This window comes from Yersinia kristensenii, assembly GCF_900460525.1.
GTDB classification, from domain to species: Bacteria; Pseudomonadota; Gammaproteobacteria; order Enterobacterales; family Enterobacteriaceae; genus Yersinia; species Yersinia kristensenii.
On the sequence record NZ_UHIY01000001.1, the window covers coordinates 3,573,199 to 3,589,578 of the forward strand.

Consider the following 16,380-nt stretch of genomic DNA (forward strand, 5'->3'; position numbering starts at 1 on the left):
TGAAACACGGGCGTTTTTGTTAGCATTATTTCAGTCAGTTAAGCGCAGATTTTGTCGCGTAGCGCCTGTTTCTCTGCTTCGCTGATAAAGGCCATAGTTAGCCCATTCTCTTGAGCTTGACGAATTTCTTGTGGTGTCAGGCCAGCAGCTGGTGCAGCAACATGATATTCATTGGTAATTTCAATTCCTTGCACGGCAGGGTCATCAGTGTTGATCGATGCCAACACACCATGGCGTAAGAAGATAGCCAAGGGGTGGGCCGCCAGTGATGTGACTGTGCTGGTCTGGATATTGGAGGTCAGACAGGATTCAATGCCAATGCTGTGCTCAGCTAAATAATCCATCAGCTTAATATCTTCCACGGCTTTAACACCGTGACCGATACGTTCAGCGCCTAACTCGCGGATCGCTTGCCAGATACTTTCAGGGCCTGCGGCTTCACCGGCATGGACAGTAATACGCAAACCGGCATCACGGGCGCGGTTAAAATGGCTGCGGAATAGGCCACCAGGGAAACCCAGCTCATCACCCGCCAGATCCAGCGCAGTAATACTGTCGCGATGCGCCAGTAAACCATCAAGTTCTTGCAAACAGGCTTGCTCACCAAAAGTGCGGCTAAGAATCCCGATGAGACGAATATCAATATCAAAATCACGGCAACCCGATTGGATGCCATCAATGACGGCTTCTACGACGCCGGCGACAGGTAATTGGTGTTTCATCGCCATATAAAATGGGGAGAAACGCAGTTCAGCATAATGCAATCCTGCATTAGCGGCATCTTCAACGTTTTCATACGCCACACGGCGGCAAGCATCGAGAGAGCCTAATACCGCGACACCCCAATCCAGTTTTTGCAGGAAACTGACCAAATCGGGTTCAGTCTGAGTGATTTGAACGTGTGGGCGCAGGGCTTCTAACTCATCAGCCGGTAACGACAAATTAAACTGGCGGCCCAAATCCAAAATAGTTTGCGCACGAATATTGCCGTCAAGGTGGCGATGAATGTCAGTCAAGGGAAGGCGGAGATCAATCATAGGTGCACTCACTTTTTTAAAATGGATTTTTGTGGGTAAAGTGCAGACTATTATAAAAACAAATCAGTGAAAATAGCCAACTTGTTGCATAAAAAAGTGATTAACGTCTCACTATGGCACCTTTTGCCGCTTAAAAGGTGCCTATAAAAACCGAGGTGAAATGCTATTTCCCCTGTAAAAAGCGGATGCCGTTAATCAATTTATCCATCCCAGCTTCAACTTTGCTACGCGAACAACCGACATTGAGGCGCAGGAAGCCACGGCCCTCTTCGCCGTAGGTGAATCCGGGCATGATGGCGACTTTCTCTTGTTCAATCAGCACGTTCTGTAATTGATGATCGTCAAGATTTAATGGGCGTAAATCTATCCATGCTAAGTAAGTTGCTTGGGGTGGCTGCCAGTTTAATGCAGGAAATGCTTCATTCAAGCGCTGTGCAACATAAGCTAAATTGGCTTGCAGATAACTGCGCAATTCATCCAGCCAAGGTTCTGCCTGTCGGTAAGCCGCAATATGCGCCACAATTGCCAGTACTGCTGGAGAAGAGAGACCATCTCGGCCTTTTAGCATTTGGGTATAGCTATCGCGGGTTTCAGTGTCACTGATAAAACCATAAGCGCCGGTTAACGCGGGGATATTAAATGTCTTAGAGCCGGAGGTCAGTAAAGCCCAAGGGGTTTGCCCCACCTGACTCCAGGGGGTATGTACTTGATTACCCCAAGTCATGTCCATATGGATTTCATCACTGATAACTTTGACCTGATGGCGCTCACATAACTCGGCCATTAGCGCAAGTTCTGCTGCTGTCCACACTTTACCGGTGGGGTTATGCGGGCTGCACAGTAACAATATTTTGGTTTGCGGACGAGCCAGTAAGGCTTCCAAATGCGCCATATCGCATTGCCACTGATGATCAATTTTTTGCAGCGGGCAACTGAGTAATTGGCGTTGATTACCGAGGATCACTTTATAAAAAGCATCATAAGCAGGCGTGTGGGTGACGATGAAATCACCGGGTGCTGACCAGCAGCGAATCAATTGGGCCACCATATAGATAACCGACGGGCCATAGACCGCCATTGAGGTATCAATCGAGCAATTAAAGCGCTGCTGATACCAATGGCGAACCGCGCCGAGAAAATCTTCATGCTGCCAGCGGCTGTACCCCAGCACACCGTGCCCGATGCGCTGATTAAGTGCTTGTAAAATAACGGGTGCAGTGGGGAAGTCCATATCCGAGATAGTGAATGGCAGCAAGTCCGTCGCACCAAAACGGTCAGCAATATAGTCCCACTGGGTACACCAGGTGCCGTGGCGATCAACAGGGGTGGAGAAATCAAACATCAGCATCTCTCTTATGAAAAACGGGGTATCAGAGTACCCCGCGGAGGTTAATGACAAACTGATTTATAACTCAGTCAAATGAAGGGGAAACATGCTTTTGGGGCCTCTCTTAGTTTCAAATACCCGTGCGTAAGCCACCGGAGCGGCCCTAGGTGCGGTCAACCCTTCATTCACTGATCTGACTTTTTATGGTGTTGCAAACTGACTGCTACCTATCAGTGAGTCTAATTCATCTTTCACGGATTGCACTTGTGGGCCAATGACCACTTGCAGGTTATGGTCATTGAGCTGAATCACGCCAATGGCGCGATTGGCTTTCAGCGCCTCTTTATCTACCAAATTCATATCCTTAACCGACATCCGCAAGCGGGTGATGCAGTTATCCAGTGAGACGATATTATCAGCGCCACCCAAAGCGGCCAAAATAGCAGGGGAGTTATAGCCAGATTTCCCGGTAATTGCACCACTGGCGGCTTTTTCTGCATTGCTGCTGGCGGGGGTTTCATTCTCACGGCCCGGTGTTTTGATATTAAAGTGCTGAATAGCAAAGCGGAAAATGCAGTAGTAAGCAACAAACCAAATCCCAGCGACCACGGGTACCCAATACCATTTGGTTGCCGTGCCATGTAGGATGCCAAATACCACGAAATCAATAATATTACCGTCAGTATTACCGATGGTCACACCCAATAGCGCCATAACGGTAAAGCCCAGCCCGGTCAGGATGGCGTGGATCAGATACAAGAACGGGGCGACAAACAGGAACAGGAACTCGATCGGTTCAGTAGCGCCGCCGATAACACAAGCAACTACACCTGAAATCAACAACCCTTTAATTTTATGCCGGTTTTCAGGCTTGGCGCAGTGATACATTGCCAGTGCAGCGCCCGGCAGGCCGCCGAGGAAAGCGGGCATTTTGCCTTGTGACAAGAAGCGCGTGGCACTTTCAGAGAAACCGGTGGTGGTTGGACAAGATAATTGCGCCTGGAAGATGGTTAAAGCCCCACTGACACTGTGACCACATACGTCCATGGTACCGCCCGCTTCGGTGAAGCGAATCAGTGCAACTAAGATATGGTGTAAGCCAAAGGGCAGTAATAAACGCTCACCGCTGCCGAAGATCATTGGCCCGAACATGCCCGCGCCGTTAATCAATTGGCCCAACCCATTAATACCGGCTGCAAACCAAGGCCAGATCAATGGGATCAACAAGCCGACTAACCCAAGCACCACGGTGGTGACTATTGGCACAAAACGAGTGCCACCAAAGAAAGCTAATGCATCAGGCAAGCGAATGGTATTGAAGCGCTCATGCAGTAAGTAAACAATTATCCCCACGATCACCGCACCCAAAATACCGGTATCGATGGACTGAATACCTAAGATATTCTGAATGTTATGGGTTTTCAGAACTAATGGGTCAGTGGTGGGTAACACACCGCTGGTGGTGAGGTAAAAGTTGGTGGCCAGATTCAGTACAGCAAAGCCGACGAAACCAGAGAAAGCCGCCACACCTTTGTTTTCGCGCGCCATCCCCAATGGGATCGCGATGGCGAACATCACTGGCAAGAAGCTAAAGGCAAATGAACCGACCTTACTCATCCAAGTAAACAATAGCTGGAAAGCAGGGTGACCAATAAATGGTAAGAGTGTGATGACATCTTTACTGCTAAGCGAACTACCGATACCCAGCATGATCCCGCAGAAGGAGAGCAAGGCGACCGGTAGCATGAAAGTTTTCCCTAAACTCTGGAAAAATTCCCACAGCGTAATTTTTTGTTTTTTTGCCGCTGACATAGTGACTCCTGTACTGATACACCTGATGTTCAAATACGCCGTTTACACAATATTGATAGATAATGATTGATTGATGGATAACGGCGACTATTTCGTCTCCCTGTCTGGAGGTAAAATAAGATAAAACGTTTAACCCAGATAATATGAGTGATATGTCACAATTACTGATCCTATTTTTGTATACCCTCACATTTAAAGCCGCAGGGTTGTTAGCTGCGCATATTCACCCGAATCACTTACAAGGTGTAAGTGATTCGGGATTAATGAGCCTCTTTGAGACTCACCCTGCGGGCTAGCATAAATGCTGTTCAAATTGGTCTTCGACCGATTTGTCATTTGCTGGCGCCTACCTGCAACTCCAAATTCTTTGGGCATGTCAGGAAGGATCATCAGATTAAACGTTTAACTTGGCTTGTTTATCAGCAGTTATGACAACAAAAAAAATAACCATCATCGATGTAGCTAAATTTGCGGGTGTGTCCGTGGCGACCGTCTCATTAGCTATCAGTGGTAAAGGACGTATCTCGCCAGCAACCGCTGATCGGGTCAATCAGGCCATTGAACAATTAGGCTATGTGCGTAACCGTCAGGCGGCACAATTACGCGGCGGAGCGTCTGGCGTGATTGGTTTGATTGTGCGCGATATCAGTGATCCCTTTTATGCAGAAATGACCGCTGGGCTCAGTGAGGCAATTGAGGCGGAAGGCAAGTTGTTGTTCCTGACGCAAAGTGGCCGTGAAGGCAAGGGTTTACTGCGGTGTTTTGATACGCTGATTGATCAAGGCGTCGATGGTTTGGTGCTGGGCGGTGGTGCTAAACGCGAGATGGGGCTGCAAGAGAAGGCCGCAGAGCATGATATTCCACTGATTTGTGCTGCTCGATCAAATGTGTTGGACGGGGTGGATGTGGTTCGGCCCGATAATATGCAAGCGGCTAAAATGGCAACTGAATTCCTTATTGGCCGTGGTCATCGGCAAATTGCCTATCTTGGCGGGCATTCGCACTCATTGACGCGGGCCGAGCGGCTAGGGGGTTTTTGTGCCACATTAGTACAATACGGATTACCTTTTCGGTCGGAATGGGTGGTTGAATGTGATAGTCAGCAGCAGGCTGCGGCAGATGCCGCCGAGGGGTTATTACGTCATCACCCCAATGTCAGTGCCATAGTTTGCCATCAAGCATCAGTCGCTCTAGGGGCATACTTTGGTATTTTGCGCACCGGCCGGACGATTGGCAGTGCGGGAGTAGATACTTATCTCGATCAGCAAGTGGCATTAATTGGTTTTGGTGATGTCCCAGAAGCAGAACTCACGGAACCGCCATTAACTCTTATCACCAGTTCTGCCCGAGAGATTGGCTACAGCGCTGGGCAGCGGCTACTCCAGCGCATCGCAGGTGTCGATTTACAACTGCAAAACGTCATATTACCGCCGGTGTTGATCCGCCGCGGTTCAGCCTGATCAAGGTTGATCAGTTGCGGTATTGACTAATGCCAGCGCCTCAACATCACCTGCAGTGATCAGGTGCAGGTGGCGGCTAATTTTTGCTATTGGCCAATTCCACCAGGCGATGGCTTCCAGCTTGCGGGTCACTTCGGGTGAGAAGCGGTTTTTAATCAGTGTCGCAGGGTTCCCGCCCACCACACTATAAGCAGGAACATCGCGAGTGACCACTGAACGTGAGGAAATAATAGCCCCGTTACCGATAGTCACACCTGGCATAACCAGTACCTCATAGCCGATCCAGACATCATTTCCGACATGGGTATCGCCCTTATAAGGTAATTCCTCCATTGACGGTGTCACTCTTTCCCAGCCGTTACCAAAGATATTAAATGGATAAGTCGAGATCCCTGAAATCTTATGGTTGGCACCATTCATGATAAATTTAACCCCATGCGCTAATGCGCAGAATTTACCGATAATCAACCTATCGCCGATAAAGGGGTAGTGATAGAGCACATTGCGTTCAAAGTTTTCAGAGTCTTGCGGATCGTCGTAGTAGGTGTAATCACCAATAATAATATTCGGATTCTGAGTCGTGTTTTTGATAAAACACACTTGAGGAAATCCTGCCAGCGGGTGCTTACAATGGGGATCTGGCCCTAAGCTTGTATTTTCTTCCATCATCCAGACCTCTTTAGATAAAAAAACGGAGCCCATCAGGCCCCGTTCTCTGTTGCAATTTTATGACTGAATTCTATTACTGATAATAGTTCAGCAACTTATTGTGCTGGAACCGCGGGAGCGGGTTCTACTGGCACATCTTCAGACTCGGGGCCGGTATCTTCTTCAGCAGGTGCGCCACCGAACATACCAAACAGGCCAACGAATTCTTGCAGTGACATTTTCTGACCATTCAAATCAACTTGGTTATCTGCAAAATGGAAACTGCTGCTGATAACATCATCTTTGGTGGTGGTCAGTTTAAACATCTGGCCCATAGCAGCAATGCCTTGAACCTGTTGTTGTGCCATTTTTTGTGCTTCTTCTGGGCTGTAGCCCTGCAGACGCGCAGTTTGGGTTGTCAGCTCTGTTGCCATTGCCATCGGAATGGTCAGCGTCGCGTCGACTTTTTTCACTGACTGCGCAAGTAGCGGCTCATTACTTGCTTTCGCTTGTGTGGGATCAGTCAGAGCAACATTCAGCGTAAAGGTACTTTCCCCTTTGCTATTTTTCCAGCTCAATGGCGCAATGCTAATTGTCGGATTACCTTTCAACAAGGCAGGGAGGTTAGCCAGTAACATCTCGGCCATTTGCTGCTGATAAACTTCCGGATCCAGATTTTCGCCTGCCTGAACCGCTTTCAAGGCTTGCTGGTTATAGGCGCTGGAGAATTGTTTCAAGCTTTGACCGTCCAGATGGTCGAAAGTGAAGGCCAATTTACCGGCACCAAAATCATTATCCTGAATTTTTAAAGCGTCTAATGTATAGGTCAATTTACCGTTCAAATCTTTATCGGTTTCACCTAATTGAGTATTCAGGTTAAAACCAACCAGGGTCGCGGTATCTTTACCATCGACATTTAAACCGATCTGCTTGATGCTCAGTTGTTGATCACCAATGCTGAGATCAAACTTGCCGACATTAGTGTCACTTTTAATGACTAAACCTTGCAGGCTAAATTGTTCGAGTTGATCCCACTGGTTTTTGCTCGCAAAAACAAGGCTGTCGCTGGAACCACTCATTTTCACATTGCGCAGATCTCGCGATACATCAGCATCAATTTTAGCTCCAGCGAATTTCATGCTGGTGGCATTTTGCTGATAATCAATGGGAATAAATGTAATTGCAGAAGAGGTATCGCCGCTATATGAAATGCGGGAGTCTGCAGTAAACGGTGATTGGCCTTTGGTGACTTCAAACAATTTTTTCAATGCTGGCGTATTCGCAAGCTCGGTGTGTACCGAAGCCATGCTTGGGATCAGATTGAATTTTTTTAACTGCGCTAATGGGAATGGGCCGTGATCGATAGTTTCGATAAATGCCACTTCATCACCATCTTTTAAGGCTTTTTCGCCAGCAACACTGCTATCGGCTTGTAACACATAGCGAACCTGGCTACTGAACAGACCGCGCTGGTAATCTTTATAGGCGAATTTTACGCCAGCTTTAGGGAGCAACGTTCTGATCTGGCCGTTTGCATTGTTAACCAATTCGCCCATTCGTTGTTCAATCAATTTGCCGGTATACCATGAGGCCCCAGTCCATGCAGCGCCAAGTACTACAATGACGCTGACAGCCACTAACGATTTTTTCATTGTTCTGTTCATCCTTTTCTAATACACCAAATTCACTATGTTGAACGCGGTAATGAGTCACTAATTCAATAACACCGTAAGAAAACAATATTCTTCAAACTAATATAGGCCTAGATTAACCATTCACAAATATTATTGCGACGATAACGGCTTATTGCGATGGTGAAATCTAACCACCGCAGCATCAAAAGACCAGCAATAGACAACAAAATAAGAGACTTCGTTCATCCTCTGTTGTAAACCCGGGCAATTGAACCCACCCCGTGAACATTAACTGGTGACTCATTCGCCGGAATAAAACAGGATTCTCCTGGTTGCAGCGTGATGACTTGCTGCTGCTTCGTCAACACCGCTTGGCCTTGAATGCAGAATATGATGGCAGCACTGTTCTGCGCCAACACTTGCGGCTCTGGCGTTAATGTATGCAGCGAAAAGGCAAAATCCTCCACCGGGATTGGGAACACCAATTCATGACCGTGCTGTTGCGGTGTTGTCAGCAGGGTAGACGTGGGTTTCGGGATAAATTGCAGATTAGCCATTAATTCGGGGATATCAATAAACTTAGGTGTCAGCCCGGCACGCAATACGTTATCTGAGTTTGCCATCACCTCCAGCGCCACCCCGTCAAGGTAAGCATGAGGCGTTTCGGCATACAGGAACATGGCTTCACCCGGTTGCAATGTCACCACATTTAACAACAAGGGGGAGAACAAACCGCTGTCATCAGGGTAGAAACGCGAAATACTGCGGATTGTATCCCAGGGTTCACCCAATTGATTATTCAATGCCGCTTTCAAGATACCCAGCGCGCGAGTTTTCTCTTCGCCAGCCATACTCAACAAACTGGCAAATAATGTTGCTAAATGATCAGTGTCAGGTTCGCGGAGAAACGCGGCGATATCTGGATGAGCGGCGGCTAACGGCTGGAGCAATGCTTCGATGTCATCCAACGTGCGAAAACCATTCATGGCCTGGAAAGGGGTCAGGGCATAAACCAACTCTGGCTTATGGTTGGCATCTTTATAATTGCGTTCAGCCGCATCCAGTGGAATACCGGCCTGATTCTCTTTAGCAAAGCCAATTTCAGCTGCGGCCTTACTGGGATGCACCTGAATGGATAAGGGTTGGGCGGCACATAGCACCTTGAACAGGAAAGGTAATTCACCGAAACGCTGGAAAACATCGTGGCCTAAATTGGCATCGGGTGCTTGCTCAATAACCTCACGTAATGAGTGCCATTGCCCCTTGGCATCCACCACTTCAGAGCTGCTTTTGGGGTGAGCGCCCATCCATAATTCAGCCATGGGTTGATTTTGTGGATTCGCCATGCCGTAAAGTTTAGTCAGTGCATCAGTACTGCCCCAGGCGTAGTTTTGTACTGCATTCTTCATTTTTTGCATGTTGGTTATCTGCCACCGAATCTGGCGAAACTTATCGCCCTGATAAAAATTGTCCCTTAGTAAACAATGGGCATGGAGGGGTTGCAAGTGGTAATGCAATTCACCATGGCGCTTGAGACGACTAAAATGATGGAAATGCGAATCAGTCGCATAATGATGGTGATAAATATGCCATGATATACCCGTCCGACCTCAACTTTTTGTTCTATATGCTAAGGAGACAGTGATGGTGACCACTCGCAGTGAAAATGACTCAATGGGCTCTATCGATGTGCCAGCTAGTCAATTATGGGGCGCACAAACCCAGCGTTCACTGGAACATTTCCATATTTCGCAAGAGAAAATGCCGACCGAACTGATTCATGCGCTGGCGCTGACCAAACGGGCGGCAGCACAGGTCAATATGGCGTTGGGCTTGTTACCCGCTAATCGAGCTAAAGCTATCATGGCGGCGGCTGACGAAGTGTTGAATGGCGACCATGCTGGCGAGTTTCCGCTTTCTATTTGGCAAACAGGATCCGGCACCCAAACTAATATGAACATGAATGAGGTACTGGCTAATCGTGCGAGTGAATTGTTAGGGGGGGAGCGGGGTAATCATCGTTTGGTTCATCCTAATGATGATGTTAATAAAAGCCAAAGTTCAAATGATGTATTCCCAACCGCAATGCATGTCGCTGCCGTTATTGGGTTAAGAGAACATTTATTGCCAGAGTTAAAAGTATTGCAGGGGACTTTGGCTAAGAAAGCTGAAGCTTATCGCGATATTGTGAAAATTGGCCGGACGCATTTGCAAGACGCTACGCCATTAACGTTGGGGCAGGAGATTTCGGGCTGGGTGGCAATGCTGGATCACAGCGTACACCATATTGAAGCCACTATTCCTCACCTTTGCGAGTTGGCGCTAGGTGGCACCGCCGTCGGAACCGGCTTGAATACCCATCCCGAATATGCGGTGCGTGTCGCCAATGAAATTGCCGCCTTGGCTCATCAACCCTTTATCACTGCGCCGAATAAATTCGAAGCATTGGCAGCGTGCGACGCATTAGTTCATGGCCACGGGGCATTGAAAGGTTTAGCGGCCTCGCTGATGAAAATTGCCAATGATGTGCGTTGGCTGTCCTCCGGCCCTCGCTGTGGTATTGGTGAGATTTCTATTCCTGAGAATGAGCCGGGCAGTTCTATCATGCCGGGTAAAGTAAATCCGACCCAATGTGAAGCCATGACTATGTTATGCGCGCAAGTGATGGGTAACGATGTTGCCATCAATATTGGCGGGGCGTCCGGTAACTTTGAATTAAACGTCTTCCGCCCGTTAGTGATTCATAACTTCCTGCAATCTATTCGCCTGTTGGCTGATGGTATACGCGGTTTTAATGAGCATTGTGCGGTGGGTATTGAACCTAATCGCGACCGAATTACTCAGTTGCTCAATGAATCGCTGATGTTGGTTACCGCGCTGAATACTCATATTGGCTATGACAAAGCGGCTGAGATTGCCAAGAAAGCTCATAAAGAGGGGCTGACACTCAAAGCTGCTGCGTTGAAACTTGGCTATGTTACTGATGAGCAGTTTGATGAATGGGTCAAACCAGAAAATATGGTTGGAAGTATGAAATAGTCACCATTGTTGTTTTTCCTGTCACGCCGGGATCTCTTTCCGGCGTTGTTAGGGAGAGCCCAACGACATTATATTATTAGGATGTGTAATAAGTGTGATAATTAAAACAATGTCAGGTAATAGGTTAAAAATAAAAAATCATCTTATTTAGGTAGTGTTTTTTTCCGTTTTTAACTTAGAATGTTATTTGCTTCTCTTTGCGTGATATATTTCCACAATGTATTTTAAAATGATCGATTATTTGTTTTCGTGAATAATGTCATTGATTAGTTTTTTACGTGAGCCATCAGGTGGCAATAGTTAGGGTGGTTTGCATTTGTTAAAGTGATATTTTAACTCAGCAGGAGTTTATTTTATGGAAGATAAAAAAAGAAAAAGTAGTCAGCCCGATATATCTAGTTTAACCGTTGATTCACTCAGCAAAATATCGCTTATTGCTATCATGGAGAAAGCCAGCATTCCTTGGGCGATAAAAGATAATAAATCTAAATTCGTTTATTTAAATGAATCTTGTCTTGATTTGTTTGATCTTCAGCCGGGATTTGATTTTGAAGGGCGTTTAGATGAAGAGATGCCATGCCAATGGTCTGAGTATAGTGACGACTTCAAGGCTCACGATAGAAAGGCAGAGCAAAGCAGAGAGGGGGCGGAGATCATTGTGACTTCACCTTTTGGGCGGGAAAAAGTTCTTTCACCGTGGTACTTCCCTAAATTTCCTATCTATAACGCCAATGGGGATGTGCTAGGAACTGTTTTTTTTGGTAAAAAGTTTAACTTCATTTCTGTCTGTGATTTTTTTAAAAGTTTAAAACCCGCCGTTATTACACTGACTCCTCCGGTAGATGACTTTTCAGAAAAAGAACTTGATATCATCTTTTATGCCATTCAAAAAATGACAGCCAAAGAAATAGCAAAGAAATTATTCCTATCAAATAGAACTATTGAAAATAGGCTTAGATTTATTTATGAGAAAGCGGGATGTCACTCTTTAAAAGATTTAATTGAATATTGCCATGCGTCAGGTTTGAGTCACTATGTTCCTAAGAAAGTGCTACGTGAAGGGGTTAATTTCTTCTGGTAATTAAGCTGCAATAATCACCAGAAGAAAAGCATGAAGTTTAATTTTTATGGAAGGTATAATGATTAACTTATACTTTACTCCTCTATTTCGACATATAAATGCAACCTTGGCAGCAACAAACGCAAAGGCTTGGCATCAGGTTTATATTTATGTTTAATTTGAGTGACATCGTAGTCGGTTAACTCCCCTAATTTAGGCAATTCAATCTCTGATTGAACATGGCAAAATGCAATCAGTGGCATAGGGCAGGGGTGCTGGACTTGTTTTTGTTGTTCCTGATACCAGATGCGGGCAATAGGTTGCACTTTTACCGGCCGTTTAATCTTTAAGCGAGCTTTTTCTGGCAGTTGCCTAACATCATTCATTTCTTTGTTAACCCATTCAGCCCATTGCTCACGGGTAAATGGTGGAACAGCACGGCCTGCATTCAAGCTTTTGTTTAGTTGAGTCAGAATTTCTTCGCGTGTTACATTCTTAATAATGTGTTTGTTGGCCCAGCCAAAACGCACTGAACTGGGATTTATTAGCGGAGTAATGGTGCGGTAAGTATTTAATGTTATCAACCCATGCAAGTGGGTGTGAACAAACTCGAAGCGCTGTTCACTCGGCAAGCCGGATTCAACGGTAATGATATGTTCCAGCTCTATTTTTAACTGATTAATGTATTGGATGCTCTGTTGGCAAGCCGCCAATTGACTTTCTCTCACTGAAAAACAGAGTACTCCAGGTAGGCGGAAGGCGGCTTTGCTGCTGATATTCTGGCCTTGATGGTGAATAAACAACCGCTGATAATGTTGTAAAGCCAGTTCTCGTGCTTGAGTACCAACTGTTACGCTCACGGGAATATGATTTATTGGTTGATGCTCAGTCCCTTTCTCTATTTCGGGCAAGGAAAACACCCGAGCGGCAAGTAAAGGTAAATCCTCAAGCTGCTGGTGGAGGTCCTGTAGTCCGATTTCCAATGAGGTAAAGCGGTTATTTAGTCGATCTATCAAATCATATTTATTCATCTTTATTTCTGACAAGGTCATTTTAGTTACAACATACATTATGTTATATCAGTTAAAAGACACCTCTGAAAGCCCGGTGTTCGCTATTAATAAATTGATATATGCAGAATAGAACAACATTATCAGCATCACCAAGGGAGTGGGCTGATTACGCCAAATATCCTTTCGATTTTCAAAAGACGTCAAGATACTCACAATCACACATCATTCGCCAGAACTTACCTGGCCCTCAGCAAGCCAGAGGCCACTCAGAAACACTGTCGATTGTTTTTATCCATTTAATCCTAGGAATAAAAAAAGGCTAAATGGCAGATGAGTGCCCGTTAGCCTTTAGTAAAAAGCAGGATATCAGGATAGCGCTTTAGCTTTTAGCTGCTGGTATTCGCTTTCATTGATAGTCCCTTCATCTAATAATTTTTTAGCATCAGCAATCTGTTCTGCTGGTGATTTACCCGCAACGTGCCGGATATACTCATTAGTCTCAGAAACTGATTTTTGCACCGAGGCCCGATAGCGTTGCGCCATACCTTTACCGCGGGTGATAAGATACACGAGAGAGGTTAGTAACGGGATAAATAGCAAGAACAAGATCCAAATTGCTTTATAAAATCCACCAAGCTCATGGTCCCTGAAGAGATCAGAAATGACCTGGAACAGAATCAGCAAGTATGCGATGAAAAAGAAAATTGAAAATGTTGTCGCCAGTATGTCCCAAAGCGTAAGAAAGTGAGTTGTCATGTTTTCTCCTGACATTAAATAAATTAAGGAAGCATCTCGTCATAAAATCCCTTAATACATTAGAGACTTAATTTATATTTCAAGCAACAGTCACCTAAAGTCGTTAGGTTCGTCTTAATCATAGGTACATAGCAGAGAGGACGTCAAATTGTTATTTGACGTCACATAGATTTTATCTGATTTTAGATTAAATTCTGGCGACTTCAGGTAATTTTCGTAATCTCTGACCGACATACAGAGCAAGCAACAAAAGGGTAGCGATAAATGAAACAACTCCGGTCCAACCTAAATTAAGCCAGAAAATACCGCCTAATGTTCCCGCAACACTTGACCCAGCATAATAACAAAATAGATAAAGTGAAGAAGCCTGTGCTTTAGCTCGGCGAGCTCGGCGGCCAATCCAACTGCTGGCGACAGAATGTGCGGCAAAGAAACCGGCAGTAAATATCATCATGCCGATAAATATTATCATCACAGGAGAGCAAGCGGTGATAATAACCCCCATCAACATCATGCTTATTGACGCCATTAACACCGGCCCCCGGCCATAACGGCTGGTCAAAGCACCGGCTTTGGGTGAGCTATAAGAGCCTGTAAGATAAACTATCGATAATAAACCCACGATAGCCTGACTGAGATAATAAGGCTGCGCCAATAAACGATAGCCGATGTAATTAAATAAAGTGACAAAGCTGCCCATAATTAAGAACCCCTCGGCGAACAGCAGAGGTAAGCCCGAATCACGCCAGTGTAGTTTGAAATTGATCACGAGCGTTCGTGGCCGTAGCCGGGTTGGGCGGAAATGTTTAGAGGCTGGAAGAATACGCCAGAACATACAAGCAGCAGCCAAAGCAAATAAACCAATCACCGCCAATGCAATACGCCAGGAAAAGAAATCACTCAACACCCCGGTGACCAAGCGGCCACTCATCCCGCCAATCGAGTTCCCGCTGATATACAACCCCATAGAGAGAGCGACAAAACTGGGGTGGATTTCTTCACTGAGGTAGGTCATGGCCACAGAAGCAACCCCGCTAAGGGATAAGCCAATCAATGCCCGCATGAGCAAAATCCCATGCCAGCTGGTCATAAAGGAACAGATTAACGTGCAGGTAGCCGCCAACATCAGCGCGACTACCATGACTGACTTACGACCAATCGCATCCGATAATGGGCCGGTAAACATCAGCCCCAAAGCCAGCATTCCAGTCGCAGATGAAAGCGATAAACTGCTGCTTGCCGGGGAGATAGAAAAATCCTGCGATAACAGCGGTAGTATGGGTTGCATGCAATAAAGCAGGGCAAAGGTGGCTAAACCAGCAGAAAAGAAGGCCAGTGTAACTCGCATAAATTCTGGCGTACCGCGTTGAATATAAGGGCGTTTTCGCGCCGCACTTAAGCGTGTGGTAGCATCATTTACTGAGGGGGGCGGCACTGCGGTATCCGTCGTCGGAGTACGCAAAGAGGGAGTCACGGTATTTCCTTATTAATAATACATGTGCTGCGGGAGCAAGGGGCCAGCTAATAACAAAATCATAGGAATAGCGGAGTTTTTTGTCTAATATATTAATCATTGGCAATAATACTTTAAAAGTATCAATGAGGTTGAATGAGCATTGAACTCAGGCACTTACGTTATTTCATTGCGGTGGCAGAAGAGTTGCATTTCGGACGAGCTGCAGAGCGTTTGCGTATTTCTCAACCGCCATTAAGTCAACAAATTCACATTCTGGAAGAACAAATCGGGGCGCGATTATTTGCCCGCAATAACCGCAATGTTAGTCTGACTCAAGCTGGCGAACTATTTTTAAAAGAAGCTTATCAAATTCTGGCGCAGGTCAATTCGGCATCTGAGAAAGCAGCGCGGCTGCATCGTGGAGAGTCCGGGGAACTGACCATCGGTTTTACCTCATCCGCCCCTTTTATTAGCACCGTGTCCAAAAATTTACGGGCTTTTCGCCAATTACATCCGCAAGTCCATCTTAAAATGCGTGAAATCAATAGCAAACAGCAAATTGAACCGTTATTGGACGGGCGACTTGATCTTGGTGTGATGCGCAACACTCGCTTGCCAGATGCACTGCAATACCGTCTGCTGTTACGTGAACCTTTAGTTGCAGTGGTGCACGAAGAAAGCCCATTAGCCGCCTTACCCCAGGGCAGCGTTAAATTTAGCGCCTTGGCTGAACAACCTTTTGTGTTCTTTTCGCGGGAGGTTGGCACCGCACTTTACGACGAGATTCTTGCATTGTTAGCCCGTGCCGGTATCACTCCTTATATTACGCAAGAAGTTGGGGAAGCGATGACGATTGTCGGTCTGGTTTCTTCAGGTTTAGGTGTTTCTATTTTACCCGCGTCATTTACACGGGTAAAAGTGGATGGGGTAAAATATCTGCCATTAGCCGAAGCCAGTGCCACCACTGAGGTGTGGCTGGTTAATCATAAACATCGCCCAGTGACCGCACCAGCGCAAGCATTGATTAATTTGATGGTCGCGGATATCCCCTTAGCAAAGCATAAAAACGTTTAGGTTGCCGAAAGTCAATAAATGGTAATGGCTACTTTTTAATCTTGTTTCGTGTAAATAACCAGCA

13 protein-coding genes are annotated in these 16,380 nt (G+C 46.1%); 4 read left to right on the plus strand and 9 right to left on the minus strand.

The annotated features are described in order from the left end of the window. Positions 1 to 38: 38 nt before the first annotated feature. From add to malX, 3 genes are all read right to left on the minus strand, one after another. Positions 39 to 1,037, minus strand: coding sequence for an adenosine deaminase (gene add / locus DX162_RS16355; RefSeq protein WP_032819749.1), 999 nt, complete (start codon positions 1,035 to 1,037; stop codon positions 39 to 41). Positions 1,038 to 1,200: 163 nt separating this feature from the next. Further along, a complete protein-coding gene (locus tag DX162_RS16360) occupies positions 1,201 to 2,379 on the minus strand; it encodes a MalY/PatB family protein (RefSeq protein ID WP_032819748.1) in 1,179 nt (392 codons plus the stop codon). Positions 2,380 to 2,565: 186 nt separating this feature from the next. After that, positions 2,566 to 4,176, minus strand: a complete 1,611-nt coding sequence (gene malX, locus DX162_RS16365) for a maltose/glucose-specific PTS transporter subunit IIBC (protein WP_115155876.1) — start codon at positions 4,174 to 4,176, stop codon at positions 2,566 to 2,568. Positions 4,177 to 4,604: 428 nt separating this feature from the next. On the opposite strand from malX, the gene malI reads away from it, so the two are divergent. Further along, complete coding sequence (malI, locus tag DX162_RS16370) at positions 4,605 to 5,636, plus strand: Mal regulon transcriptional regulator MalI (RefSeq protein WP_004390330.1); 1,032 nt, start codon at positions 4,605 to 4,607, stop codon at positions 5,634 to 5,636. On the opposite strand, the gene vat(F) is transcribed toward malI, so the two are convergent. The 3 genes from vat(F) to manA all read right to left on the minus strand — a co-directional run bounded on the left by vat(F) (position 5,637) and on the right by manA (position 9,336). Continuing rightward, positions 5,637 to 6,302: a streptogramin A O-acetyltransferase Vat(F) gene (gene vat(F) / locus DX162_RS16375; protein ID WP_032819767.1), complete on the minus strand. Its 666-nt coding sequence runs from the start codon at positions 6,300 to 6,302 to the stop codon at positions 5,637 to 5,639. Between the two features lie 98 nt (positions 6,303 to 6,400). Then, complete coding sequence (locus tag DX162_RS16380) at positions 6,401 to 7,936, minus strand: YdgA family protein (protein ID WP_032819747.1); 1,536 nt, start codon at positions 7,934 to 7,936, stop codon at positions 6,401 to 6,403. A gap of 224 nt (positions 7,937 to 8,160) precedes the next feature. Next, positions 8,161 to 9,336: a mannose-6-phosphate isomerase gene (manA, locus tag DX162_RS16385; protein ID WP_004390327.1), complete on the minus strand. Its 1,176-nt coding sequence runs from the start codon at positions 9,334 to 9,336 to the stop codon at positions 8,161 to 8,163. Positions 9,337 to 9,562: 226 nt separating this feature from the next. On the opposite strand from manA, the gene fumC reads away from it, so the two are divergent. Both fumC and DX162_RS16395 read left to right on the plus strand, forming a co-directional pair. Next, entirely contained in the window at positions 9,563 to 10,957 is a 1,395-nt protein-coding gene (fumC, locus tag DX162_RS16390) for a class II fumarate hydratase (protein WP_032819746.1), read from the plus strand. Between the two features lie 355 nt (positions 10,958 to 11,312). Continuing rightward, a complete protein-coding gene (locus DX162_RS16395) occupies positions 11,313 to 12,038 on the plus strand; it encodes a helix-turn-helix transcriptional regulator (RefSeq protein ID WP_004390324.1) in 726 nt (241 codons plus the stop codon). Between the two features lie 74 nt (positions 12,039 to 12,112). On the opposite strand, the gene tus is transcribed toward DX162_RS16395, so the two are convergent. The 3 genes from tus to DX162_RS16410 form a co-directional block, all read right to left on the minus strand. Then, the gene (gene tus / locus DX162_RS16400) at positions 12,113 to 13,048 is read right to left on the minus strand and encodes a DNA replication terminus site-binding protein (protein WP_032819745.1); all 936 of its coding nucleotides are present in this window, start codon (positions 13,046 to 13,048) and stop codon (positions 12,113 to 12,115) included. A 348-nt stretch (positions 13,049 to 13,396) separates the two neighbouring features. Continuing rightward, positions 13,397 to 13,786 carry an SHOCT domain-containing protein gene (locus DX162_RS16405; protein ID WP_032819744.1) on the minus strand — a complete coding sequence of 130 codons (390 nt, stop codon included), beginning with the start codon at positions 13,784 to 13,786 and terminating at the stop codon, positions 13,397 to 13,399. Between the two features lie 187 nt (positions 13,787 to 13,973). After that, positions 13,974 to 15,260: an MFS transporter gene (locus DX162_RS16410; RefSeq protein ID WP_004390321.1), complete on the minus strand. Its 1,287-nt coding sequence runs from the start codon at positions 15,258 to 15,260 to the stop codon at positions 13,974 to 13,976. A gap of 135 nt (positions 15,261 to 15,395) precedes the next feature. Here DX162_RS16410 and DX162_RS16415 point away from each other — a divergent pair, with 135 nt between their 5' ends. Then, entirely contained in the window at positions 15,396 to 16,316 is a 921-nt protein-coding gene (locus tag DX162_RS16415) for a LysR family transcriptional regulator (RefSeq protein WP_004390320.1), read from the plus strand. Positions 16,317 to 16,380 lie beyond the last annotated feature (64 nt).

Bases quoted from the DNA above. Each gene is read 5' to 3' on its own strand.
- DX162_RS16415 (WP_004390320.1), top strand. From the start codon at position 15,396: ATGAGCATTGAACTCAGGCACTTACGTTATTTCATTGCGGTGGCAGAA.
- malX (WP_115155876.1), bottom strand. From the start codon at position 4,176: ATGTCAGCGGCAAAAAAACAAAAAATTACGCTGTGGGAATTTTTCCAG.
- DX162_RS16395 (WP_004390324.1), top strand. From the start codon at position 11,313: ATGGAAGATAAAAAAAGAAAAAGTAGTCAGCCCGATATATCTAGTTTA.
- add (WP_032819749.1), bottom strand. From the start codon at position 1,037: ATGATTGATCTCCGCCTTCCCTTGACTGACATTCATCGCCACCTTGAC.
- fumC (WP_032819746.1), top strand. From the start codon at position 9,563: ATGGTGACCACTCGCAGTGAAAATGACTCAATGGGCTCTATCGATGTG.
- DX162_RS16360 (WP_032819748.1), bottom strand. From the start codon at position 2,379: ATGTTTGATTTCTCCACCCCTGTTGATCGCCACGGCACCTGGTGTACC.
- manA (WP_004390327.1), bottom strand. From the start codon at position 9,336: ATGCAAAAAATGAAGAATGCAGTACAAAACTACGCCTGGGGCAGTACT.
- tus (WP_032819745.1), bottom strand. From the start codon at position 13,048: ATGAATAAATATGATTTGATAGATCGACTAAATAACCGCTTTACCTCA.
- malI (WP_004390330.1), top strand. From the start codon at position 4,605: ATGACAACAAAAAAAATAACCATCATCGATGTAGCTAAATTTGCGGGT.
- DX162_RS16405 (WP_032819744.1), bottom strand. From the start codon at position 13,786: ATGACAACTCACTTTCTTACGCTTTGGGACATACTGGCGACAACATTT.
- DX162_RS16380 (WP_032819747.1), bottom strand. From the start codon at position 7,936: ATGAAAAAATCGTTAGTGGCTGTCAGCGTCATTGTAGTACTTGGCGCT.